Genomic DNA, 22,730 nt, shown 5'->3' with positions numbered 1-22,730 from the left:
AGACGATGTGACCGCTAACTATACGACCATGGTCGTAGGCCTTCCGAGCAGGTTCGCGGGCATGCGCCAACCTCCGGAATCCGAGGGAATCCAGAAGCGTAGCAGCATTTTCAGTCCGTTCGGTGGCTAGGGGATGGCGTAGAGCGAATGATGCGTGAGGACGAACAGCGTGCGCTTGTCCTTGCCGCCGAAGATCAGTTGCAGAGGCCGCTCTGGAACATCAATTCGCCCGACCTCCCGGCCGTCCGGCGCGTACTGGAAGATCTGGCCGTTGGCGACGAACACGTTGCCGGCTCCATCAACGGCGACGCTCTCACCGCCTCGGTTGGCGAAGACATGCAGATCGACCAGCGCGCCTCCGGGCGCGACCGTACCGCTGTAGGTCTTGTTCTCCGAGGCATTGGTCACGAAAACCCGCTCGCCGACGGCGCCGGCGATCAGGCCATGCGCCTGCAACGAGTCGGACCAGCGCCAGCCGACATGATCGATCGGCCCCTGCTTCCAGACACGGAAAGCCGGCAGAACGAGGCTGCCGTCGGGCGAGACATAGGCCTTGGCCTTCGCCGTTCCGACATCCCGCGTGAACATCTCGGCCAGCGTCGTGAACTGGCCCGTGGCCGGATCGTACTGATCCCGGAACTCGCCGTTGTTCCACCAATTCACGGGCAACAGGGTTCGCGCCTCCGCCCCAGCGCTCCACGGCGCCGGCGCAATCATGGTGATCTGTTCGTTGGGGCCGCGCGGGTCGATCGAATAGACGCTGGCGTCGGGTCCGTAGGACGAGACGACGAAGAGATTGCCGGTGCGATCGACCGCCAGGTTGGTCGGATCCAGCGAATGGTCGCGGACGATCTCCAGCCCCTTGGCCTCCGTCCAGCGGTAGATTCGCTGGAAGCGCTTCTCGATGAAGTACAGCGCGCCGTCGGGTCCGGTGGCGGCGCCGGAAATCGACCAGAAGCCGGTCTCCAGCCTCTTCACGCGCGGATCAGCGGCAGGCGCGGCGGCGGGGGCCGGGTCGCCGGTCACATCGAGAACCGCAAACTCGCGCTCGCGCACTTCCAGTTTGCGGGTCTTGTCCTGGATGGCGTTCTCAAACGGGAACTTGCTCGCGCGCAGAAAGGTCCCGCAGCCCTGTTCGTCACACAGCGCGATCCCGCTTTCGGCGTTGATATGGACATTCCGGAAGCGGATGTCCGTCGAGTTGAACAGCTTCACCGCCGTCTCGGCCGGATGGTAGGACCGCGTCACGCGATAGCCGTGATAGTTGGCGAACAGGATGTTGCGCGAATTGCGCACCTCCAGAGACACCGCGTCCGGGCCGTCGCCGACTTCCTGTTCGGTCTGGGGCGCCAGGAACTCCCAGTTCTCCACATTGTCGAGGACGAACTCGTTGCGGACATGGTGCTCGACCGACACCTCATAGACGCGACCCGGCGTCTTGGTGTCGCTGATGTAGAAACCCGCCGAGGCGAAGGTGTTCGGGCTCCAGACGTTGGCGAAGGTTCCGCCGCCGCCATCGGTCACCCAGATGCTGGGATACTGGGCGTCCCAGCGCCCGTCGGCCACGGGGTCGCCGCTGCGCGCCTGGGCTGCGCTCAACGGCTTGCCATCGGCGGTGGGCGTGCCGCCGCCGCCCATGATCTTCACGTCGGTGACCAGCGAGTTCTCCCCCGAACGCCAGAGCAGCGCCGAGGCGCGCGGATTGATGCGCCCCGTAAACAGGCCGATCCCCGAAACGATGTTGTCGCCACCCTTGGGGCTTTCCAGGATCGGCAATACTGCGCCGACACCTGCGTGGCGCGGGTTGCTGTCGGGAATGACCAGTTGGGCCAGCGCCGGATGCAGCCCGATCAGCACGGTGTCGGGCCGTAGTTTCAGGGTGTCCGTCACCCTGTAGAAGCCAAACGGCAGATAGAGCACCCGATGGCTGTCGATCGCCTTCTGCAGCGCGACGGTGTCGTCGGTGACGCCGTCGCCCTTCACGCCCAGCGTCTTGACGTTGGTCCACTCACGCATCGGCGGCGTCGCGCGCAAGGCGACCGCCGGCGCCGGGGGCAGCGCCTTGAGCGGCGCGATGTCGGCGAGGGTCTTGTACTCGCCCATCTGGCCCAGGCCCGGCAAAGTCAGGCCGTAGGTGAAGGACCCCACCCGATACGCCCTTCCCTTCCCGGCGACGGTGCGGCCGCTGTCGCGGAAGCGAGCGAAGGTCGGGGTGTTGGCGGCGACGGCGTTATCGAAGCCGACCTGGGTGAAGACGTTGTCCTCGCTGGAGATCACGACGCCGGCCTTGGACACGTTCTCGAAGCGGACGTTCTTGCCCCAAAGGCTATCGCTGTAGCCCCGGTCGATATCGATCCCGACGGGCGTGTTCTTGATCGCGACATTGATCAAGGTGAGGTCGACCTCATGCTCGCGGATCGCCGCGTCACGCTGGCCGTCAAAGGTGGCGTCCATCAAGGTGAACTGCCAGGCCGGCGAGGTCTTCTCGGTGACGATGCCGTACCGCCCGCCCCGGAAGTGAACGTCCTGCATGACGTTCCCCGCCTGGTAGACGCCGGCGAAACCCGATCCGATCCGGAACTCCATGTGGCTCAGGAAGGCGTGCTGAGCCATGCGGAACCGCACTCCGGCGGCGGCAGGATTGCCCTGGCCGATCTCGATGTCGATGTTGCTCATCGACGAATAGAAGGTCCCCGAATTGGCGTCGCGAACCTTGGCGCCGACTGGGCGAGCGGTCGGGACGGGCACAGGGATGTCGCCCACGGCGTACTGATCGCCCCCGGTGAAAATGACCATGGTCCCCACGCCCTCCTGGAACCCGGGCGTCCTGTCGCCGAGCAGCAAGACCGGGCGCGTGGGGCCGACGCCGAACACGCGAACACCCGGCGGGACCAGAAGGCTACGGGTCAGCCGGTAACGCCCGGAGGGCAGCAGCACCAGGCCGTGCCCGGTCGCGTCGCGCGCGGCCGTCAGCGCCTTCTGGATAGCGTCAGTGTCGTCCGCCCGGCCATCGCCCACCGCCTTGACGGTGATGGCGCGCGGTTCGTCGGGCGCGATGGGAAAGGCGGAATCCGCCGCGAGGGCCAGGGCCGTGGGGCTGGCGGTCGCCAGGATCGCCGCCAACAGGATCGCTCTCATCTCGCACCCCAAAAACTGCCTGGGCGAGTGATAGAGCGCGGGGCGGCGCCCACCATCCTCGACCATGGTCGTAGTTACGCGCCGCTGACGCGTGGGTAGAAACGATGACCGATCCTTGCGTGTCTCCTGCTTGACACGTCAGTCGCCCCGCAGCCTCAGGGACGCCGCTTGCCGACACCTTCGCCCCTGTTTGCGCCGCCTGGCCTCGCCGTCATCGCCATGGGCGTGAGCGGCAGCGGCAAATCGACTTTCGGCGCCCTACTGGCGCAGCGGCTGGCTTGTCCCTTTCTCGAGGGCGACTCCTTTCATGCGCCCGCCGCGGTGGCCAAGATGCGAGCCGGCCGGCCCTTGGACGATGACGATCGCTGGCCGTGGCTGGACCGGCTGGGCCAAGCCATCAGCGGAGCGGTAGACGCCGGCGGCGTCGCGGTGGCGGCCTGCTCAGCCTTGAAGCGAAGCTATCGCGAGCGGCTGTCGGCGGCCATCGGCGCCCCCACCCGGTTTGTGCTGCTGGAAGCGAGCCATGACGAGCTGCTGCGCCGACTGACCCAGCGCCCCGGGCATTACATGCCGCCCAGCCTGCTCGACAGCCAGTTGGCGACGCTGGAGCGCCCAGAAGCCGACGAGCCCGTTCTCAGGGCGGACACCATCGCCTCGCCGGACCAACTGTGCGATCGAGTCGAGGCCTGGCTGGCGGACAGTCGCTCGGCGCCTCACTCGTCGTCCGCCTTACGGCATCAGCCGCTTTCGCCCGCGTGACAGGTGCCAGCGCATAGCCAGCGCCGCGCTGTCCCCATCCTGAGCCCGGATCGCTTCGACGATCATCTCGTGCTCGCGCATCATCTCGCTGATCGCCTCCGGCGGCCGCGAGCGGGAGATATCCACGCCGGCCCGCATGATCTTGTCCACATCGGCCGCCAGCGCCTCGAAAGCGACGAGAAACGCCGGATTGGCTGTCGCCCGAACGATGCGACGGTGCAGTTCCATGTCTTCGGCGTGAGCGGGCGCGCTGGATAGCAGAGCCGCGCGAAGGTCCTCCAGCGCCGCCTCTATCAACCCCATCTCCTCAGCGGAGCGCCGCACAGCGGCCAGTCGCGCCGCCTCGGCTTCAAGCACGAAGCGCACTTCGTAGCTGCCCAGGGTGGCCGGCAACTCCGATAGCGGCATGTAGGCGCCAAGCTTGTCTGACGGCCGGTTCTTGACATAGGAGCCCGCGCCGCGCCGCGCCTCGGTGATGCTGTCGGCCGCCAGGCGCACCAGGGCTTCACGGACCACGGTGCGGGACATGCCGAACATTTCCGCCAGGCGCGCTTCCGACGGCAGGCGATCGCCGGCCTCCAGACCCTCGCGATTAATCAGCTCAACGATGCCTGTGTAGGCCCGATCAGCCAGACGCCCTTCGTTCATGCCTCGACCTCCAGTCCCCTTCACCATCGGGCGGTTCGACGCCTAGGCAAAGCGCAGATGCCTGCTTCAGCGCCTCTGGTTCAATGCGCGACACGATCGCCAGTCGGTTCAGCGCAAAATCTGTATGACAGGTTTTGAACTTTTTTGACTTAAGGCGGGATGTTCACGTGCACATTTCCAAAATCTCTTGAACTTGTCCGACAGATAAGGCAATGATCCGACCATACGACCCGGACTCGCCAGCACAGCGCGGCGATCAAAATTAGCGGGCGTCGCGCCCTCGGGCGGCTTTGGGGTTGAGACAGAGGGGTTCGGGAATGACAACGGAAGTCCGCGCCACTGATCGGGAAATGAGCTCGGCGCTGGGCGGGCTGACGCCCACTCAGTTGAAGGTGCTGGAAGGCGTTAACTCAGGCCTGCTGAACAAGCAGATCGCCTTCGATCTTGGCATCGCCGAGGCCACGGTGAAGGCGCACATGACGGCGCTGATGCGCAAGCTCAATGTCCACAATCGGACACAGGCGGCCCTCGCCATCCAGGCGCTGCGCACAGGTAACTAGCTGACTGGCGCGACGCCTCAGCCCACTGGACGGAGCTCGATGAGAACGACGTCGTTGGCCCGCATAGGCAGTTCGACGACGGCGCTTCCTGAAACACGCAGCCCCCGATCGACCTCTGGCCGGTCCTCGGTCAACGCCTGCAGCGATTGGAGCTGCGCCACCGTGAGCGTGGTGGGCGACCCCATCTCGATATAGGCGCTGTAGGCGTCGTTGCGCCGATAGCCGACGCGGCGCACCCCAAGCTGGTAACGCCCTGGCTTGAGGCCCGTCAGCCGGACCTTCAGTGGCTCGATATCCGCAGCGGGATGAAGCCGCGTGTAGAAAGGCCGATTGCTGACCTTCTGGTCGGGCTGTCGCCACGCATAGGCCAGCACGGTCACATGATCACCGTCTCGCGCAGCGAAGACCTGGTCGTCCTCGCACGCCAACTCCCGCCCCTTCAGAGCGTTCAGGTACTTGTAGGCGAACCAGGACGGCTTTCGGATTCCTTGCGGATTCATCAGCCCGAACCCACCCTGGAAAGGCGCGGTCGGCGGCCCCGGCTCCTCGAAAAGGTCTGTGTAGGTCCAGTAGCTCATCCCCTGGACCAGCCCCTTAACCCGCCGCAGCTTCTCGACGATGTAGGCGGCGCTCACATAGCTGTCGTGGACGCTGTCTCGTGGCGTGTAACTGGTGCTCCATTCGGTGAAGTACAGCGGCAGACCTGGGAAGGCCGAGGCCTCGATCTGTTCCCGGACGCGCCGCACGTCGCCCACCACCGCGTCGGGCGACGGCGAGAGCTTGGTGTCCTGCACCCCCTTCTCATCGAGAAAGCCGCCATCGACGCCGTAGGTGTGGGTGGTGACGAAATCGACGGCAGAGCCGCTCTTCTTCACATGGGCCAGGAACTCCGGAACCCAAGCGGCTCCCGCTGTCGAGGGACCACCCACGCGCAAGGATGGATCGATCGCCTTGATGGCGCGTGCGGTGACGTCATAGAGCTCGAAATAGGCCGCCTGATCCGCCCTCTCCCAGAAGCCGTCGAGGTTTGGCTCGTTCCAGACCTCGAAGAACCAGCTCCGCACCTCTTCGACACCGTAGCGATCGCGCACATGGCGGACAAAAGCGTCGATCAGGTCGCGCCAGGGTCCAAGCTTTGGATGGGACGTGTTGCCCTTCCAATAGAAGATCGTCAGGTCAGAGGTCTTCATCGCCTCAGGCGTGAAGCCTAGCTCGACAAAAGGCCTGATCCCCTTGGCCAGCAGCGCGTCGTAGAGCTGGTCAATCTTGGTCCAGTCGTAGACGATCCGGCCGCCCTCGACCTTCACCGTACCCAGCACGTCGTGGAAGATCGCGTGGAAGCGGATGTAGCGGAATCCCAGCTCGTCGACGGTCGTCTTCAGCTGGGCCTGGCTGTCGTCGCGGATCAGTGTGCCGGGATAGTCGGATCCGATCGAGAGATCGAAGAAGCGATCGACGGGCCCGCCCACCTTGCGCGCATCGATGCTGATGACACGCTCACGAGATCTGGCGTTAGCCACGACCGGTAGACTGGACAGGCCAGCCACGACAGCTCTGCGCGATAGCGACATACCGTTCCTCTCCCTCATGGCAGGAACCGCTACACGGCGCTGATAGCGCTATCAATCATTTTGTATGACAAATTGGGGCGACTGCATGCAGCGCAGCCGCCCTCTCTTTGGCTAAAGCGCCGACTTGTAAAGCGCCAGCAGCTCGGTCCAGGCCTTCTCCGCCGCAGGCTCGTTGTAGGCTTGGCTACCCGGCACGGTCCAACCGTGGTTGGCGCCGACATAGACCTCGACTGTGGCCTTGATCTTGGCGTCGGCGAAGGCGGCCTTGAGCTTGTCCTTCGAGGCGGGATCGCGCTTGTCGTCGTTGTCGGCGACGGCGACCAGATAGTCCGCCTTCGTCTTGGGGATCAGTAGTTGCGGGCTGTCGGGCCCCTCGGCGGTCAGGCCGCCGCCATGGAAGCTGGCCACCGCGCCGATCCGAGCAGCGTTCGAGCCGGCGGTGCGGAAGGCCAGCGGGCCGCCCATGCAGTAGCCCTGGACGCCGACGCGCTTGGCCTTGTTGGTCTGCGGCTGGGCGTCGAGATAGGCGACGAAGGCGACGGCGTCGGTGACTGCGGTCGTCGGCGTCACCGTCCGGGCCAGGGCCGAGATCGTTTCCCGGTCCTGCGGATTGGCGAAGCTCATGGCGCCCTCCATCACCGGGGCCTTCTTGGTCCGGTAATAGAGGTTGGGGACCAGCACGACATAGCCCGACGAGGCCAGCCGACGGGCCATCTGGCGGAACACCGGGCGCAGGCTCCAGATATCAGGCCACACCAGCACCGCCGGCCATTTGCCTTTCCCCTTGGGATAGAAGAGCACCGCGTCGGCCATGCCATCGGGCGTCTTGACCTCGACATCCTTCTCCACGACGGAGTCGTCGGCATGCGCGACCGTGGCGATGCCGGTCAGGGCGGCGGTCAACAGACCGAACCGACGCCGCGAGATCGTCGGGTCCTGAATGAGGCCGGGGTGGATTTCATCATCGCACATGGCGGTCTCCTCCTAAGGTTTGGGACCGGCACGCTATAACCGCGTTATCCGTCCGCCTATCCACTTTACCGGGCTGCCGAATAGGTCGCCTTGCCGGGTACGAGGAGGTCCTGCTTGCGGCCGTCGCACACGGCGTAGCTGAACCCGGACTGGATCGCCCAGGCCCCGACCTCGCCCGCCTTGTTTACGGCCAGGAAGCCGACCTGGATGTCCTTGGCGTGCGGCTTCTTCTTGAGAATCCGCTCGACGGCCTCGCGGCACGCCGCCTCGGGCGAGCGCCCCTGACGCATCAGCTCCACCACCAGGAAGCTGCCGACATTGCGGATGACCTCCTCGCCGACCCCGGTGGAGGTCGCGCCGCCGACCTCGTTGTCGACATAGAGACCCGCGCCGATGATCGGGCTGTCGCCGACCCGTCCGCGCATCTTCCACGCCATGCCGCTGGTGGTGCAGGCCCCCGACAGGTTTCCCTTGGCGTCGATCGCCAGCATGCCGATGGTGTCGTGATTGCCCGCCCCGCCTGGCGTGCCCAGCTGGCCGGTCGTCTTGCCGTAGTCCAAGACCTCACTGTTGGCCTTGGGATTGTACTTGGCCTCCTTCTTCCAGGCCTCCCAGGCGGCGCGGGACTCGGGCGTGAGGAGTTCCTCGCGCGGGAAACCCTGCTCCAAGGCGAACTGCAGCGCGCCGGCCCCGACGAGCATCACGTGCGGGGTCTTCTCCATCACCCGGCGGGCGACTGAGATCGGATGGGCGATATGCTCCAGCGCCGCCACCGCGCCGCAGTTGCCGAGTTCGTCCATGATGCAGGCATCCAGCGAGACGTTGCCGTCCCGGTCCGGATAGCCGGCGCGGCCAACGCTGTGGTTCTTCAGGTCCTGCTCGGGGATACGCGCCCCCGCCTCGACGGCGTCCAGCGCCCGGCCGCCCCTGGACAGGACAGCCCAAGCTGCGGCGTTGGCCGCGACGCCAAAGTCCCAGGTCGAGATCACGCCGGGCCCCGTCAGCCTGACGCCATCGCCCTGCGCCGTCGCCCGCCCCGCGCTCAGCATCGCCGAACCCGCGAGGGAGGCGCCGATCAGGCCTCTACGATTCAACATCCGTGTGCTCCAACAAGACCGCGCCGAATCCGTAGCACTGCCTGGAGCGACAGCATGAACCCCGAACGCATCCTTCTGGAAGTCTGTGTCGATACGCCCGCCGGACTGGCGGCGGCGATCGCTGGCGGCGCTGATCGGATCGAACTCTGTGCGGCGCTCGCCCTGCAGGGCCTGACCCCAACGCCTGGACTGATGGCCCAGGCGGCTTCCGCGCCCATCCCGATCTACCCGATGATCCGCCCCCGAAACGGCGACTTCTGCTACGATGAGCGCGACGTGGACGCTATCAAGCGGGACATTGATGCGGTGCGCGCCTATGGGCTGGCCGGCGTGGTGATCGGCGCCAATCGCCGCGACGGCGCGCTGGACCTCCCCGTGCTGCAAACCCTGGTGACTCACGCGCAGGGCCTAGGGATGAGCCTGCATCGCTCGTTCGACCTCGTTCCAGACCGGTTTGAGGCGCTCGAGATCGCTGTCGACCTGGGGTTCGAGCGGGTCCTGACGTCCGGCGGCGCCCTGACCGCCGAGGCCGGCGCGGAGCAGATCGCCGCCCTCGTCGAACGAGCCGCAGGACGCATCGGCATTCTGGCCGGCGCGGGGGTCAGGCCTGGAAACATTGGCGAACTGGTCCGCCGCACCGGGGTCCGCGAAGTCCACGGCTCGTTCAGCGGCCCGATCCCCGGGGCGGAGCCGGGTTCGAAGCTGGGCGCGATGGGCTTCGTCCCGCCTGAACTGCGCGACACCGATCAGGCGGCGGTGGCGGAGGCCGTTCGGATTCTTCGTGCGCTCTAGCTTTCTATGATGTGCGGGACGAACCGCGAGCGGTCGCGGGTGACGCGGCCGCGGTCTTCGCGCACGCCCACGCCCGCCGGCTGGTCGCCAATGACCCAAGACCCAACCACCGGATAGTTCGCGCCGAACCTCGGCGGCGGCTTGAGCTCCTGACGGATCCAGCCCTCAGCGCCATAGCCCTGGTCGAGCACCCTGCCCTTGCGGCCGTCCTTCCAGAGCTCGATGTTCGCGCCCTCGCGGCTGAACAGCGGCTTGCGTGCGTAGCTGGACCCCAGACGCTCGACCTTGGGATCGTCGTCGAAATAGGTCTCCAGCAGGTTCGGGTGCCCCGGATGCCTCTCCCAGAGCAGAGCGAGCATCGCCTTGTTCGACAGGACCGCCTTCCACGGGGGCTCCAGGAACAGGGTCTTCGACGCCGCGATATTGGCCGCGTACGGCTCTCGGAGCATATCCTCCCAGGGGTACAGCTTGAACAGCGCGCCGATAATGTAGTTGTCCTGGTCGACGAAGCGGCCGTCCGCATCGAGACCGATCGCCGTGGTCGGCACGAACTTGGGCTCAAGCCCCGCCAGCCGGCCCATGTCTTCCAGGAAGCGCACCGTCTGACGATCCTCGACGAAGTCGGGATCGCTGGCGAAGTGGACGAAGCCGCCGTTCGGAAAAATCGCCTTGAACCGCTCGGCTAACTGGTCGTGCAGGCTGTTGAACTGGTCGGTCGCCTCCGGCAACGCGCCCTGCTGGATCATGTCCTCCAGCCAAAGCCACTGAAACACCCCCGCTTCGTAGATGCTGGTCGGGGTGTCGGCGTTGTACTCGTAGAGCTTCGGCGGTCCGGCCCCGTCGTAGAAGAAGTCGAACCGGCCATAGAGCGAGGGATCGCGCGCCGCCCACGATGCTGCGACCAGATCACGCGCGGCTTCGGGGATCTGAAGCCGCGCCATCAGGGCGTCGCTTTTGACGGCCTCGTCCACGAGCTCCAGGCAGAGCTTGTCCAGCGCCTCCGTCGCGGGTTCCAGATGGCCCTCGACCTCCTCCAGCGTGAAGGCGTAGGCCGCTCGCTCGTCCCAGTAACGGCGGCCATCGGCATGATGCCAGGTGAAGCCGACCGCCTCGGCCTTGGACTTCCAGTCCCGCCGAGGCTTAAGGGTCAGACGACGCATCAGGCGTTCGAGCCGTCCCGACCGACCTTCTGCTTGTCCTCGATGGCCAGCATCGGGGCCGGGAGAGCCTCATCCTTCGGAGCCATCAGGCGGGCCAGCACGTCCTCGGCGCCGCCACCGCCGGGCAGGATGCCTGCCGCCGCCAGCTTGGCGTCCAGATCCGCGCCCGTCTTGCGGTCCTCAGCCTCGTTGTGGAGACGGAACTGCTCCTCGCGGACGGCCTGGCGCTCCTTGATGCGCTTGAGGCTGTCGGCGGCCGAGCCGACCACGCCGCTGGCCGAGCCTGCACGCGAGATGACCGCAGCCTGAGCCTTCTGGACGCTCTCGTTGACCTTGACGATTTCGATCTCGCGGCGAAGCGCCTCGACCTTGGTGTCGGTCTGGGCGATCACCGTGCGCAGCTTCTCCTCTGCGGCGCGCAGCTCGTTCATCTGCGTCGACTTCTGGCCGGCGTCTTTCTCGAGGTCGGCGATGCGCTGGGCGACTTCCAGGGCCAGGGCCTGGTCGCCCTTGTTCATCGCCGCGCGGGCAGAAGACTCGTACTTGCGCGACTGGTCGGTCAGCTGGGCGACCTCGGTCTCCAGCGCGCGACGACGCGCCACCAGCTTGGCCAGTTCGTCCCGGGCCTTGCCCTGGGCGTTGTCGGCGTCGCGGATTTCCTGGTCCAGGATGCGCAGGGCGTTGGCGTCCACCACCGTCTGTGCGCCGTCATGCGCCGCGCCGCGGAACAGGGCCGAGAGCTTGCTCCAGATAGACATTCGAAGTTCTCCGGTCTCTGTCGTTAGGCGGCCGCGACGCGGCTCTTTTCAAAGGAACCGCGCAGGTCGCTGGCGGCGGCGATGGCGTTGTCGGCCAGGGTGCGCAGCTCGATGACCAGCGTCTGCAGGGTGGTCTTGGACGAAATCTCGCCCATCAGCTCGTAATAGTCGCGGCCGTCGACCGTGGTGATGCCGAAGTTCGACAAGGGCACGATCTTCTGGGCCTTGAGGAGGAATTCGTTGAACGCCGCGCGATCGTTCTGCTCGTCGCAGGCCCACAGCAGCGTCGAGACGACAAGCTGCAGCGCGCCGCCGCTGACATAGATCGGCAGGTCGCCGAACTCGTGCATGACCACCATCAGCACGGGCTCGACGCCCTCGACGACCGTGACGGTCATCTCGTCCTCGCGCACGAGCGCGCTCTCCACCAGCGCGTCGCGCAGGGTGTGGATCGTCCAGGCGGTGTCGATAACGGAGTCCATGTGTCTGACGCCCTTGGGGGGATGGGGATTGGTCTGCAGCGCCGGCCCTCGGACCGACTCGACGACTATGGCCTGCACCGCCGAAAGAATGTCGGGCTTGCACGCCGCCGGCGCCCAGACCTCGATTTTCACGAAGCCGGCGCTCCGTCGCGCTTCGCGCCACGCCCGCGTTCTTTCAGCGGCCTGAGCGCTTCTCTTCAGTTTAGCAGGCATGCGTTACATGTACGCATAACATGTATGCTTGACAACCCATCGTAGCGCGTCATCCTGCGACCGACTTCACCTGAGGGCAAGCACGCTTTCGGGAAACCGGCGTCGCAAGTCAAATAGGCGCGCTGGCGCAAGATTCGAGGCCTCGCCGATCGCGATGTTCGGAAAGCTCTTCGGCCGCAAGGACCAGCCCTCCGGCCCCGCCCTGCCCATCATCCGCAACGTGACCATCGGCCGGACCGTGGTGTTGGATCCATTGGCCTGGCGGCGACTGGGCGCGGAGACCAGGTTCGCCCTCGACCGCGATACGCTGGAGATCACCGCGCAAGGCCTGATCCAGCTGAACGACGGCGCGTTCGTCCATCGCTTCTACACGGACGACGAGATCCTGTTTCAGGTCGTCTCCGACGACCGCGAGGGGCAGAAGGCCAACGACTTCACCGTGTTCACGCCCTGGGCCAGCGAATATCCCGCCGATCGCACCGATCACGAACTATGGAACCAGCGACTGCGGTCTCGCACCTTCCAGCCCGAAGGCCTGCCACCCTACACGCGCCTCTGGTTCGGCGATGAGGCCGAGCAACAGGACCCGGTGACGCTGTGGGAAGACGTCTACTATGCACGCGACGCCCAGGCGCCCGACCGCCGCCTGTTCCAGACCGTGATGCTATTCCACCGCGACCTTCTGGACGGGGATGGTCGCGAGCTCTTGCTCGCCCTGACCCTAGAGCCTGAAGATAGCAAAGACGTCAGCCACGAGACCATGATTGGCCTGCCACTGTCGGTGGGCGAGTTCCGAGCCTGAATTTTGACGGCCCGCATGCCCGCTCGGCGAGCGCCGATCGGCCGGGTCCTTGGGGAGAGCCAGCCAGATGTTCGACTTCATCGGTTTTAAGGAAGGGGCGATCGCTTTCCTGCTGGCCTTCGTTGTGGCCGGCCTGTTCACGATCGCGTTCAAGTACGTCTATCAGTGGGTGACGCCCTACAACGAACGCGCCTTGATCCGGCAGGGCAACACCGCGGCCGCGATCGCTCTGGCCGGCGCCTTGATCGGCTATGTCTTGCCGCTGGCCTCGGCGCTCAGCCACACGGTCAGCCTGCCGGAGTTCGCCGCCTGGGCGACGCTCGCCGGCGTGATCCAGATCGCCGCCTTCACCGGCGTTCGCATCGTCGCCCTGCCCGACGTCAAGGCGCGCATCGAAAGCGGCGAAGTCTCGATCGGCATCTACCTCGCAGGCATCTCCATCGCGGTCGGCCTGCTCAACGCCGCCTGTATGACCGCCTGAGGATCCGAGTCATGACCGCTCCTCGCAAACGCTCAAACTCACTCAAGCTCAGCAGCATGCTGGCCGGCGCGGCGTCGCTGACCCTGGCGGGCTGCGACGATCCCTCGCCCCAGGCCAGCTGGGACCCCAACCGGGGCGAACAGGTCCAGGCGTTCAGCTATAAGAGCCTCGCCGAGTGCCAGGTGGCCAATGAGGTCTCCGACGAGCAGTGCGCGAGCGGTTGGGCGGCAGCACAGAAGGACGACGCCGAGAAGGCGCCGCGCTACGACGCGCGCGCGACCTGCGAAGAAGTCTATGGCCCCGGCAACTGTGTCCCGCGCAACCAGGACGGACAGAGCTTCTTCGGACCGCTGCTGGCCGGTTTCGTGATCGGCCAGATGCTGGACGGCGGCGGCGGCTACTATCGCGGCACCGGCATGTATCGCCGCGATGACCGCTATGGCGGCGGCTATTACTCGACCTGGGGCGGCAAGCTGGGCCGGGACTATGGCAGCGGCAAGACGGTCATCAGCAAGACCAGCATCGACCCGCCGGATGTGATCCGCAACGCGCCGCCCAAGGTGCAGACCCGCACCTCGGTTGTCTCTCGCGGCGGCTTCGGCGGCGGGCGCAGCTACGCCAGCAGCAGCGGCGGCTTCAAGGGCGGCTTCGGCGGTTAAGTCTCTCGCTTAAGCCCAGCCCTCGTCGATCAGGCGTCGCGCCAGGGCCTGGGCGGCCATGACGACATCGTTCCAAACAACGTCGAAGCCGGCGTCATTCCCATAGTAGGGATCGATGACCGCACGCCCGGCGTGGCCGTCCACCAGGTTCATCAGCAACCCCACCTCGGCGGTCGCGTCGGCCGGGGCGACATTCAGAAGGCCGCGCAGGTTGTCGTGGTCCAGGGCGTAGATGTGGGTGAAGGTCCGGAAATCCTCGGCCCGCACCTGGCGGGCGCGCAGTTCGCTGATGTCGACGCCGTTGCGACGCGCCACGGCGATCGCGCGCGCGTCGGGAGCCTCGCCTTTGTGCCAGCCCCCTGTGCCGGCGCTGTCGGCGGCGACGTCCAGTCCCAGTCGCTCAGCCTCGGCGCGAAACGCCCCCTCGGCCAGAGGCGAGCGACAGATATTGCCCATGCAGACGAACAGAACGGCAGCCTTGGCCATCAGGCGCTCCCCCAACCGCCACCGCCGGGCGTTTCGATAACAATGGCGTCGCCCGCGGACACCTCGACGAGGTCGGTCGCCCCCAGGGCCTGAACCTGGCCATCGGCGCGCTCGACCCGCGCTGACCCCAGAGCCCCCGCAACGCCGCCTTGAAGTCCGAACGGCGCGACGCGGCGGCGGTTGGACAACAGGGTCGCGGTCATCGGCTCTCGGAAGCGGATCGTGCGCACTACGCCGTCTCCGCCCCGGTTCACGCCCGCCCCGCCTGAACCGCGCCGGATCGAGAACGCCTCGACCAGCACCGGATAGCGCGCCTCCAGCACCTCGGGATCGGTGAGGCGGCTGTTGGTCATATGGGTCTGGACCGCATCTGTGCCCGCGAAGTCCGCCCCCGCGCCGGAACCGCCGCAGATGGTCTCGTAGTACTGCCGACGATCATCGCCGAAGGTGAAGTTGTTCATCGTACCCTGCGCCGCCGCCATCACGCCTAAAGCGCCATAGAGGGCGTCGACCACCACCTGGCTGGTCTCGACATTGCCCGCCACCACCGCCGCCGGATAGCGCGGGCGCAGCATCGAGCCCTCGGGGATCACCAGCTCGACCGGCCGCAGGCAGCCGTCGTTCATAGGGATCTCGTCGTCGACCAGCGTGCGGAACACATAGAGCGCTGCCGCCCGGCAGATCGATGCCGGCGCATTGAAGTTGGTCGGGACCTGATCGCTGGTGCCGGTGAAGTCGACACGCGCAGTCCGGGCAGCTTGGTCGACCGTGATCGCCACCCGAACCACCGCGCCGTCGTCAAGTTCGTAGGCGAAGGACCCGCTTTTCATCGTCGCCAGCACGCGGCGGACGGCCTCTTCGGCATTGTCCTGGACGTGGGCCATATAGGCCTCGACCACCTCGAGGCCGAACTCGGCGACCATACCCGTTAGAGCCTCGGCGCCCCGCGCGCAGGCCGCGATCTGCGCCTTGAGGTCGCCGATGTTCTGGTCGGGATTGCGGGCGGGCCACTTGCCGGACGCCAGCAGCGCCCGGGTCTCGGCCTCACGGAAGCGGCCGCCTTCGACCAGCAGGAAGTTTTCGATCAGAACCCCCTCCTCCTCGACCGTGCGGCTGCTGGGCGGCATGGACCCCGGCGTGATCCCGCCGATGTCGCCCTGGTGACCACGCGCGGCGACGTAGAAGCGAAGCTCGCCCTCGCCGTCGAACACCGGCATGACCACGGTCACGTCCGGCAGGTGCGTGCCGCCATTGTAGGGCGCATTCAGCATGTAGACGTCGCCGGGTTTCATGCTGCGGCCATCGTCCCGCCGCGCCTCGCGGATGGCCCGCACGCTGTCGCCCATCGAGCCCAGGTGCACCGGCATGTGCGGCGCGTTGGCGATCAGGTTTCCGTCGCGATCAAACAGCGCGCACGAGAAGTCGAGGCGTTCCTTGATGTTGACCGAATAGGCGGTGTTCTGCAGCGCGAAGCCCATTTCCTCGGCGACGGCCATAAAGAGGTTGTTGAACACCTCCAGCATCACCGGGTCAGCGTCGGTGCCGATCGCCTTGCGACTGGGCAGGGCGACGACACGGTCGAGGATCAGGTTCAGCTGCGGATCGACGCTCGCGCGCCAGCCCGGCTCGACCACTGTGGTACCGGTGGCTTCGCGAATGATCGCCGGACCCAGCACCTCGGCGCCGACCGCCAGCGCCTCACGGTCAAAGACTGGTGTAGCGCGAACTTCACCCACCATCCGCGCCTCGACCGTCGCTAAGGGCGTGGGCTCGCCACCGGTCGTAGCGGCGCCAAAGCGAGGCTGTTCCCCGGAGTCAGCATGGCCGATCGCCTCGACCGACAGGGTCTCGACGACCAACGGCGTCGTTGGCGAGGTGAAGCCGAAGCGCCGCTGGTGAAGGTCTTCGAAGGTTTCTCGAACGCGATCGTCCAGCGGCACGACCAGCGGGGTGTCGGTTCCAGCATACTTGACGCGCAAGGTCGCGACCGTCTCCAGCGCCGCCAGGGGAACATCCTGGGCGCGCAAGGCGGCCGCAGCCTCAGCGGCCAGGATCTCGGCGCGCGCAGACAGATCGCCGATATGGTCCAGCGCCCGCTCAACGGTCTCCTCGCGGATCAGGCGCAGGTCCGCCAGGCCCATCCCATAGGCTGATAGCACCCCCGCGAAGGGGTGGATCATCACCTTGGTCATGCCCAGAGCGTCGGCGACGAGGCAGGCATGCTGCCCGCCCGCCCCGCCAAAGCAGGCCAGCACATAGCGGGTGACGTCGTAACCGCGCTGGATCGAGATCTGCCGCACAGCTTTGGCCATGTTCTCGACGGCGATGGTGACGAAGCCCTCGGCGACCTCTTGGGGCGTCATGGCGCGACCGGTGGTGGCGGCGATCTGCGCGGCCATCGCCTCGAAGCCGCGCGTCACAGCCTCGACATCAAGCGGCTGATCGGCGCTGGGTCCAAATACTTTCGGGAAGAACTCCGGCCGCAGCTTGCCCAGCATGACGTTGCAGTCCGTGACCGTCAGCGGTCCGCCCCGTCGATAGGCCGCCGGGCCCGGAACCGCCCCGGCCGAGGCCGGCCCGACGCGCAGCCGCGCGCCGTCGAACGAACAGATCGAGCCGCCGCCTGCCGCCACGGTGTGGATGTTCATCATCGGCGCGCGCATGCGAACGCCCGCCACGACGGTCTCAAAGGCCCGCTCGTACTGGCCGGCATAGTGGCAGACATCGGTCGAGGTGCCGCCCATGTCGAAGCCAATCACCCGCTCGAACCCCGCCCCAGCCGCTGTCCGGGCCATGCCGACCACGCCGCCGGCGGGGCCGGAGAGGATGGCGTCCTTGCCCCGGAAGGCGCGCGCGTCCGTTAGGCCGCCGTTGGACTGCATGAAAAGTAGTCGTGTGTCGCGACCCAGCGCGTCCGCGACCTGGTCGACGTAGCGGCGCAGGATAGGCGACAGATAGGCGTCAACGACTGTCGTGTCGCCACGCCCGACCAGCTTCATCAGCGGGCTGACCTCGTGGCTGACCGAAACCTGGCAAAAGCCGATCGCGCGCGCGATCGCCGCGACCCGCGCCTCATGTTCGGTGAAACGGAAGCCGTGCAGCAGCACGATCGCCACGGCGCGGAAGCCAGCGTCGAACGCGGCTTGAAGGCCGGCGCGGGCGGCGCCCTCGTCCAGCCGCCGCAGCACCTGCCCCTCGACGCTCATCCGCTCATCGATCTCGACGACGCGGTCGTACAGCGCTTCGGGTTTGACGATGTGGCGCTCAAACAGCTTGGGCCGCGCCTGGTAGCCGATCCGCAGGGCGTCGGCGTGTCCCTTGGTGATCGCCAGGATCGTCGACTCGCCCTTGCGCTCCAGCAGAGCGTTGGTGGCGACGGTGGTGCCCATCTTCACCGCATCGATACGCGCGCCCTCAGGCAGCAGCGACCGCACGCCCGCCACCGCAGCGTCGGCGTAGTGCTCGGGATTTTCCGACAGCAGCTTGTGGGTGACCAAGGACCCGTCCGGCCGGCGCGCAACGATGTCGGTGAAGGTGCCGCCCCGGTCGATCCAGAACTCCCAGCCGCGAGCGGTTTGGTCGGTGGCGGTCATGAGGTGGCGGCTCCCTTCGCGCTCCTCCCTTACCCGCCCTCATTCACCTCGTCATCCCGGCCGCAGCGCAGCGGAGAGCCGGGACCCAGGGGTGAGGATACGCCGTGCTGCCCCCCTGGGTCCCGGGTTGGCTTCGCCGCCCGGGATGACGAGGTGGTAGGCGTTTACTTCAAGACCCCCAGCAACTCCGCCGCCTGCCACAGGCCCAGCAACAGGAAGATCAGCGCCGCACCGATGCGGACGTACTTCAACGGCACGACCTTGGTCGCCGCCTCGCCCAGATAGACGGCCGGGACGTTGGCCAGCATCATCCCGAAGGTGGTGCCGGCCGCCACCCAGGCGATCGACTGGAATTTGGCGCCCAGGGCCACGGTGGCGATCTGGGTCTTGTCGCCCATCTCGACCAGGAAGAAAGCGATGGTGGTGGTCAGGAAGACCCCGTAGCGCCCGGCCGCGTCGCCCTCTTCGTCGTCAGCCTTGTCCGGGATCAGGGCCCACGCAGCCATGGCGATGAACGAGATGGCGATGGCCCATCGGAACCAAACACCGCTCAGGAAGTCGGCGACCCAGTAGCCGGCGGTCGCGGCCAGGGCGTGGTTGGCGAGCGTCGCCACCAGGATACCCATGATGATCGGGATCGGTTTCTTGAACCGCGTGGCCAGGATGATGGCCAGGAGCTGGGTTTTGTCGCCGATTTCGGCGATGGCCACGACGAGTGTCGAGACGAGCAGGCTTTCCATGAAAACAGTCCTCGGGCCGGGCGCATGCCAATAGCGTCGATACCCCACCCGGCCCGGATGACGATCGGCGCCATTGGTCTCGCCAAGGAAGCTGCAAGTCCGCTTCCCTTCCCCGCGCCATGGATCAGAGATCCAAGTGTGTTGACGGCGGGGCCCGCTGATAGGTGCGGGCGGCTACTCCCCAAAGGTGCGGGGCGTGTAGCGGGTTGTCTGCGCCGGGTCAATTCCTCCTCACCCGCAGGGCGGGGGAGGTGGCGCGGCGCGTCGTCGCGCCGTGACGGAGGGGGCGCTTCGATAAGCAGCGCCCCCTCCACCGCTTCGCGGTTCCCCTCCCCCGTTTCACGGGGGAGGATGCTAAACCGCCGCCGGCGCGTCGAAGCGCAGAACGTGGATCGCCACCCGCACCTTGCCGCCCACGAAGGCGCCGCCCACCGCCGTCAGCACGACCGGCGTGTCGGCGTAGTAGGCCGTCGGCCCCACGACCCCGACGTTGCTGGCGTTCTTGGCCACGCCCAGCGAACCGCCGAACTTGCTGGTCTCACCGGAGACGCCGCAATTGTACGAGGCCGCGCCCGTGATCGCGACCGTGGTCCGGGTCGAGACCGCCAGCACGATGGCGCGGTTCGGGATGACGATAGAGGTCGCTGTCGACGCGCCCGAGAGCGTCACCTCCTGCTCCAGAATCTCCAGCCGGGTGTTGGCGAGACCCGGCGAGGCGGCGGCGGTCAGGCTTCGAAACGTCGTCGACAGCGGCGTCCAGGTCGTCCCATCGAAGGCGACCACCTGGTTCTCGTCCTTGACCCAGGCCAGCACGCCTTCGGCGGGAACCAGGGGCTCCCAGGCGCCGGCCTCGAAACGCATCAGGGTTCCGGCGGGCTGCCCCGCCCATGCCGCGCCGGTGGCGCCGGCCGGCAGGATCCAGACGCCGCCCGCCACCGGACTGGCGGGCTGCGCCGTGACCGTGCGAGTTTCGACCGCCAGTTGGACGAGACCGTCCAGCCGGGCGAGGCTTTCATTGATGGGGATATGCTTCTGGGCTTGGGCGGCGACCACATAGGGCAGGCCAAGGCGGGGCGTGACGTCGTTGAACATGGGCGGCTCCGGGAGCGGGGTTGAAATCCGCTCCCAGCATCGGGCCGCCGCGACCCGCGGGGACGGACGCTGTTCCGTCCCCGTAGTCCACCCGCCTATTCGGCGGCGAAAGCCAAGTGTTTTCCGGCGGTAAAGGCCGTCTTGGCCGCGAGTTCGGCCTTGGCTTGCTCATACTCAGCCGCGAACTTGGCGATGAGTTCGCCAGCGGTCAGCACGTTGTCGATAGCGCCGATGCCCTGGCCGCAGCCCCAGATGTCGCGCCAGGCCTTGGCTTCCTGGTTGCCGCCCGAGCCAAAGTTCATCTTCGACGGGTCGCTTTCCGGCAGGTTGTCCGGGTCGAGACCCGCGTTGATGACCGACGGCCGCAGATAGTTGCCGTGCACGCCGGTGAAGAGGTTCGAATACAGGATGTCGTCAGCCTTGCTGTCGACGATCATCTGTTTGTAGCCCTCGACCGCGTTGGCTTCCTTCGTGGCGATGAAGGCCGAGCCGACATAGGCCAGGTCCGCGCCCATGGCCTGGGCGGCCAGGATCGAGCGGCCCGAGGCGATCGAGCCCGAGAGGGCCACCGGGCCATCGAACCACTGGCGGATCTCCTGGATCAGCGCGAACGGCGACAGCGTGCCGGCGTGACCTCCGGCCCCGGCGGCGACGGGGATCAGGCCATCGGCGCCCTTCTCGATCGCCTTGCGGGCGAAGCGGTCGGTGATGACGTCATGCAGGGTGATGCCGCCGTACGAGTGAATCGCCTGGTTGACGTCCTCGCGGGCGCCCAGCGAGGTGATGACCAGCGGCACCTTGTACTTCACGCACATGGCGATGTCGTCTTCGAGGCGGTTGTTCGTCTTGTGGACGATCTGGTTCACCGCGAACGGCGCCGAGGGCATGTCCGGGTTGGCCTTGTCCCAGGCGGCAAGTTCCTCGGTGATCCGGGCCAGCCATTCGTCCAGCTGCGACAGCGGGCGCGCGTTCAGCGACGGGAACGACCCGACGATGCCCGCCTTGCACTGGGCGATCACTAGGTCCGGATTGCTGATGATGAACAGCGGCGAGGCGATGACCGGAAGGCGCAGACGGTCGCGCAGGATCGGCGGCAGGGCCATGAAGAAGCTCCCCTTTGGAGTTCGGCTTGAGACGCCGAATATCTGATCAGCGATCAGCTTAAACAACTGTTTGGCCCAGATGCAAGGCTTGACGGCCGTAGCGGCAGGGGCGCATCACGATCAAAAATAGAAGAATGCTGCAGTGCAGGAGAGAGACGCTTTGACCGAGGCGATGACGCCCCTGGCCGAGGACTTCGGCGCCCAAGGCGATGCGGCGACGCGCGCGCGCTGGATGGCTCTGGTCGAGAAGACCCTCAAGGGCCAAAGCTTCGACGACGCCCTCACCGTCAAGACGCCGGACGGCCTGACGATCCAGCCTCTCTACACCGCCGAGGATGGCGTCGCCGTGGCGCGCGACCTGCGCGTTCGCGACACCGACCGCCCCTGGGACTTGCGGATGCGCGCCGCCCATCCCGATCCCGCACGGACGGCCAAGGACGTTCTGACCGACCTGGAAGGCGGCGCGGCCTCGGTGCTGCTGCAGATCGACCCGACCGGCGAGAACGGCGTCGCGGTCGGCTCAGCCGATGACCTTGGCAAGGCCTTGTCGGGCGTGTTGTTGGACCTTGCTCCCGTCGCGCTCGACGCAGGTTTCCTCGGCCCGAAAGCCGCCGACTGGCTGGCGACGCTGGCCAAGGCCGCGCCGAACGCGCCCCTCGCTCTCCATCTCGATCCGCTGACCGCTTTCGCCCAGGCCGGCGCCAGCCCTGGCCCGATCGAGAGCCATGTCTTCAACGCCGCGACGGTGGCCACGCGGCTCTCGGCAACCTACGCCAAGGCCAGCCTGTTCCTGGCCACTGGCCGTGCGGCGCATGAAGCCGGCGGCTCCAATGTCGAGGAACTGGCCCTGATGACGGCCAGCGCCCTCGCCTACGCCAAGGCCCTGGTCCGCTCGGGCCTGACGATCGAGGAGGCGTTCGGGCGCATCGTCCTAGGCGTAAGCCTGGACGGCGAGTACTTCACCGGCGTCGCCAAGGTGCGCGCGGCCAAGGCCATCTGGGCCCGGCTCACCGAGTCCTGCGGCGTCACCGTCGCGCCCAGCATCGAGGCCCGCTCCTCGCGGCGCATGCTGGCCAAGGCCGACGCCTGGACGAATCTCCTTCGCCTGACCTCGGCCGGGTTCGCCGGCGCGGTCGGCGGCGCGGATGCGATCGTGCTGGACGCCTTCACCGACGCCATCGGCCTGCCCACCGCCTTCGCCCGCCGCCAGGCGCGCAACACACAGCTCGTCCTGATGGAAGAGAGCCATCTGGGCCGCGTGGCCGATCCGGCCGGCGGCGCCTGGTATCTCGACAGCCTGACCGACCAGCTGGCCCGCGCGGCCTGGTCCTCCTTCCAGGCGATCGAAGCCGCCGGCGGCGTGATCAAGGCGCTGGAGACCGGCCTCAGCGCCGACGCCGTCGCCAAGACGCGCGCAGACCAAGAGGCCGCCTTCGCCGACAAGACCCGCAAGATCCTCGGTGTCACCGTCTTCCCCAACGCCGACGACAAGCCGCCGGAGGTCGAGACGCCCGACCCGTCCGCCTTCGCCGTCCAAGGCCCTGATGTCCGCCTGCCCGGTCCCGACAGCCGTTGCCCGGCCCTGACGCCCGTCCGCTTCGCCGCCGCCTTCGAGGGAGCCTGA

Annotated in this window: 20 protein-coding genes, 2 pseudogenes and 1 riboswitch; of the genes and pseudogenes, 8 read left to right on the top strand and 14 right to left on the bottom strand. The window is 66.9% G+C overall.

Features of this window, described 5'->3' with window-relative positions; genetic code table 11:
• Positions 1–126: 126 nt before the first annotated feature.
• Entirely contained in the window at positions 127–3,138 is a 3,012-nt protein-coding gene (locus ACT53N_RS16655; RefSeq protein WP_476064935.1) for a glycosyl hydrolase family 28-related protein, read from the bottom strand.
• A 168-nt stretch (positions 3,139–3,306) separates the two neighbouring features.
• On the opposite strand from ACT53N_RS16655, the gene ACT53N_RS16650 reads away from it, so the two are divergent.
• Complete coding sequence (locus ACT53N_RS16650; RefSeq protein WP_476064934.1) at positions 3,307–3,897, top strand: gluconokinase; 591 nt, start codon at positions 3,307–3,309, stop codon at positions 3,895–3,897.
• On the opposite strand, the gene ACT53N_RS16645 is transcribed toward ACT53N_RS16650, so the two are convergent.
• Positions 3,868–4,545: a FadR/GntR family transcriptional regulator gene (locus tag ACT53N_RS16645; RefSeq protein WP_476064933.1), complete on the bottom strand. Its 678-nt coding sequence runs from the start codon at positions 4,543–4,545 to the stop codon at positions 3,868–3,870. The two genes, ACT53N_RS16650 and ACT53N_RS16645, sit on opposite strands and share 30 nt — an antisense overlap.
• Positions 4,546–4,862: 317 nt before the next feature.
• On the opposite strand from ACT53N_RS16645, the gene ACT53N_RS16640 reads away from it, so the two are divergent.
• The gene (locus ACT53N_RS16640) at positions 4,863–5,105 is read left to right on the top strand and encodes a helix-turn-helix domain-containing protein (protein ID WP_476064932.1); all 243 of its coding nucleotides are present in this window, start codon (positions 4,863–4,865) and stop codon (positions 5,103–5,105) included.
• Positions 5,106–5,122: 17 nt separating this feature from the next.
• On the opposite strand, the gene ACT53N_RS16635 is transcribed toward ACT53N_RS16640, so the two are convergent.
• The 3 genes from ACT53N_RS16635 to ACT53N_RS16625 form a co-directional block, all read right to left on the bottom strand.
• Positions 5,123–6,625, bottom strand: coding sequence for a GH39 family glycosyl hydrolase (locus ACT53N_RS16635; protein WP_476064984.1), 1,503 nt, complete (start codon positions 6,623–6,625; stop codon positions 5,123–5,125).
• A 162-nt stretch (positions 6,626–6,787) separates the two neighbouring features.
• Complete coding sequence (locus ACT53N_RS16630) at positions 6,788–7,648, bottom strand: dienelactone hydrolase family protein (protein WP_476064931.1); 861 nt, start codon at positions 7,646–7,648, stop codon at positions 6,788–6,790.
• A 65-nt stretch (positions 7,649–7,713) separates the two neighbouring features.
• Positions 7,714–8,745: a glycosylasparaginase gene (locus tag ACT53N_RS16625; protein WP_476064930.1), complete on the bottom strand. Its 1,032-nt coding sequence runs from the start codon at positions 8,743–8,745 to the stop codon at positions 7,714–7,716.
• 54 nt (positions 8,746–8,799) lie between these two features.
• On the opposite strand from ACT53N_RS16625, the gene ACT53N_RS16620 reads away from it, so the two are divergent.
• Positions 8,800–9,537: a copper homeostasis protein CutC gene (locus ACT53N_RS16620; protein WP_476064929.1), complete on the top strand. Its 738-nt coding sequence runs from the start codon at positions 8,800–8,802 to the stop codon at positions 9,535–9,537.
• Here the strand turns inward: ACT53N_RS16620 and ACT53N_RS16615 are convergent.
• Genes ACT53N_RS16615 through ACT53N_RS16605 form a run of 3 tightly spaced genes read right to left on the bottom strand, consistent with a single transcriptional unit; the run spans position 9,534 to position 12,150 of the window.
• On the bottom strand, positions 9,534–10,697 hold the full coding sequence (locus tag ACT53N_RS16615) for a glutathionylspermidine synthase family protein (protein ID WP_476064928.1): 1,164 nt from the start codon (positions 10,695–10,697) through the stop codon (positions 9,534–9,536). The two genes, ACT53N_RS16620 and ACT53N_RS16615, sit on opposite strands and share 4 nt — an antisense overlap.
• On the bottom strand, positions 10,697–11,455 hold the full coding sequence (locus tag ACT53N_RS16610; protein ID WP_476064927.1) for a PspA/IM30 family protein: 759 nt from the start codon (positions 11,453–11,455) through the stop codon (positions 10,697–10,699). The genes ACT53N_RS16615 and ACT53N_RS16610 overlap by 1 nt, the downstream gene beginning before the upstream one ends.
• Before the next feature lie 23 nt (positions 11,456–11,478).
• Complete coding sequence (locus ACT53N_RS16605; RefSeq protein ID WP_476064926.1) at positions 11,479–12,150, bottom strand: YjfI family protein; 672 nt, start codon at positions 12,148–12,150, stop codon at positions 11,479–11,481.
• Positions 12,151–12,298: 148 nt separating this feature from the next.
• Between ACT53N_RS16605 and ACT53N_RS16600 the strand changes: the two genes are divergently transcribed.
• From ACT53N_RS16600 to ACT53N_RS16590, 3 genes are read left to right on the top strand one after another with little or no spacing between them, the layout of a single operon-like run.
• Positions 12,299–12,952, top strand: a complete 654-nt coding sequence (locus ACT53N_RS16600) for a YjfK family protein (RefSeq protein WP_476064983.1) — start codon at positions 12,299–12,301, stop codon at positions 12,950–12,952.
• Between the two features lie 49 nt (positions 12,953–13,001).
• A complete protein-coding gene (locus ACT53N_RS16595; RefSeq protein ID WP_476064925.1) occupies positions 13,002–13,433 on the top strand; it encodes a DUF350 domain-containing protein in 432 nt (143 codons plus the stop codon).
• An 11-nt stretch (positions 13,434–13,444) separates the two neighbouring features.
• The gene (locus tag ACT53N_RS16590; RefSeq protein WP_476064924.1) at positions 13,445–14,092 is read left to right on the top strand and encodes a DUF1190 domain-containing protein; all 648 of its coding nucleotides are present in this window, start codon (positions 13,445–13,447) and stop codon (positions 14,090–14,092) included.
• 9 nt (positions 14,093–14,101) lie between these two features.
• On the opposite strand, the gene ACT53N_RS16585 is transcribed toward ACT53N_RS16590, so the two are convergent.
• Positions 14,102–14,593: a low molecular weight protein-tyrosine-phosphatase gene (locus ACT53N_RS16585; RefSeq protein ID WP_476064923.1), complete on the bottom strand. Its 492-nt coding sequence runs from the start codon at positions 14,591–14,593 to the stop codon at positions 14,102–14,104.
• Complete coding sequence (locus ACT53N_RS16580; RefSeq protein WP_476064922.1) at positions 14,578–18,171, bottom strand: hydantoinase B/oxoprolinase family protein; 3,594 nt, start codon at positions 18,169–18,171, stop codon at positions 14,578–14,580. Before ACT53N_RS16580 ends, ACT53N_RS16585 begins: the two co-directional genes overlap by 16 nt.
• Before the next feature lie 52 nt (positions 18,172–18,223).
• On the opposite strand from ACT53N_RS16580, the pseudogene ACT53N_RS16575 reads away from it, so the two are divergent.
• Positions 18,224–18,331: pseudogene (locus tag ACT53N_RS16575) on the top strand (hypothetical protein); the annotation flags it as partial.
• 4 nt (positions 18,332–18,335) lie between these two features.
• Here the strand turns inward: ACT53N_RS16575 and ACT53N_RS16570 are convergent.
• The 4 genes and pseudogenes from ACT53N_RS16570 to ACT53N_RS16555 form a co-directional block, all read right to left on the bottom strand.
• Entirely contained in the window at positions 18,336–18,911 is a 576-nt protein-coding gene (locus ACT53N_RS16570) for a TMEM165/GDT1 family protein (RefSeq protein WP_476064921.1), read from the bottom strand.
• 84 nt (positions 18,912–18,995) lie between these two features.
• A riboswitch (yybP-ykoY riboswitch) is annotated at positions 18,996–19,106 on the bottom strand.
• 32 nt (positions 19,107–19,138) lie between these two features.
• A pseudogene (locus tag ACT53N_RS16565) lies at positions 19,139–19,264 on the bottom strand (hypothetical protein); the annotation flags it as partial.
• Between the two features lies 1 nt (position 19,265).
• Positions 19,266–20,003, bottom strand: coding sequence for a DUF2793 domain-containing protein (locus ACT53N_RS16560; RefSeq protein WP_476064920.1), 738 nt, complete (start codon positions 20,001–20,003; stop codon positions 19,266–19,268).
• Positions 20,004–20,098: 95 nt separating this feature from the next.
• Entirely contained in the window at positions 20,099–21,106 is a 1,008-nt protein-coding gene (locus ACT53N_RS16555; protein WP_476064919.1) for an NAD(P)H-dependent flavin oxidoreductase, read from the bottom strand.
• A 172-nt stretch (positions 21,107–21,278) separates the two neighbouring features.
• On the opposite strand from ACT53N_RS16555, the gene ACT53N_RS16550 reads away from it, so the two are divergent.
• Entirely contained in the window at positions 21,279–22,730 is a 1,452-nt protein-coding gene (locus tag ACT53N_RS16550; protein WP_476064982.1) for a methylmalonyl-CoA mutase subunit beta, read from the top strand.

It is taken from the genome of Caulobacter sp. DMC95 (assembly GCF_056313785.1).
This window is presented reverse-complemented; position numbering and strand designations above follow the sequence as displayed.

Excerpts from the sequence above, each read along its gene's own strand:
- ACT53N_RS16590 (WP_476064924.1), top strand. The coding sequence starts at position 13,445 with ATGACCGCTCCTCGCAAACGCTCAAACTCACTCAAGCTCAGCAGCATG.
- ACT53N_RS16625 (WP_476064930.1), bottom strand. The coding sequence starts at position 8,745 with ATGTTGAATCGTAGAGGCCTGATCGGCGCCTCCCTCGCGGGTTCGGCG.
- ACT53N_RS16570 (WP_476064921.1), bottom strand. The coding sequence starts at position 18,911 with ATGGAAAGCCTGCTCGTCTCGACACTCGTCGTGGCCATCGCCGAAATC.
- ACT53N_RS16580 (WP_476064922.1), bottom strand. The coding sequence starts at position 18,171 with ATGACCGCCACCGACCAAACCGCTCGCGGCTGGGAGTTCTGGATCGAC.
- ACT53N_RS16655 (WP_476064935.1), bottom strand. The coding sequence starts at position 3,138 with ATGAGAGCGATCCTGTTGGCGGCGATCCTGGCGACCGCCAGCCCCACG.
- ACT53N_RS16560 (WP_476064920.1), bottom strand. The coding sequence starts at position 20,003 with ATGTTCAACGACGTCACGCCCCGCCTTGGCCTGCCCTATGTGGTCGCC.
- ACT53N_RS16645 (WP_476064933.1), bottom strand. The coding sequence starts at position 4,545 with ATGAACGAAGGGCGTCTGGCTGATCGGGCCTACACAGGCATCGTTGAG.
- ACT53N_RS16615 (WP_476064928.1), bottom strand. The coding sequence starts at position 10,697 with ATGCGTCGTCTGACCCTTAAGCCTCGGCGGGACTGGAAGTCCAAGGCC.
- ACT53N_RS16640 (WP_476064932.1), top strand. The coding sequence starts at position 4,863 with ATGACAACGGAAGTCCGCGCCACTGATCGGGAAATGAGCTCGGCGCTG.
- ACT53N_RS16555 (WP_476064919.1), bottom strand. The coding sequence starts at position 21,106 with ATGGCCCTGCCGCCGATCCTGCGCGACCGTCTGCGCCTTCCGGTCATC.
- ACT53N_RS16630 (WP_476064931.1), bottom strand. The coding sequence starts at position 7,648 with ATGTGCGATGATGAAATCCACCCCGGCCTCATTCAGGACCCGACGATC.
- ACT53N_RS16620 (WP_476064929.1), top strand. The coding sequence starts at position 8,800 with ATGAACCCCGAACGCATCCTTCTGGAAGTCTGTGTCGATACGCCCGCC.
- ACT53N_RS16610 (WP_476064927.1), bottom strand. The coding sequence starts at position 11,455 with ATGTCTATCTGGAGCAAGCTCTCGGCCCTGTTCCGCGGCGCGGCGCAT.
- ACT53N_RS16550 (WP_476064982.1), top strand. The coding sequence starts at position 21,279 with ATGACGCCCCTGGCCGAGGACTTCGGCGCCCAAGGCGATGCGGCGACG.
- ACT53N_RS16605 (WP_476064926.1), bottom strand. The coding sequence starts at position 12,150 with ATGCCTGCTAAACTGAAGAGAAGCGCTCAGGCCGCTGAAAGAACGCGG.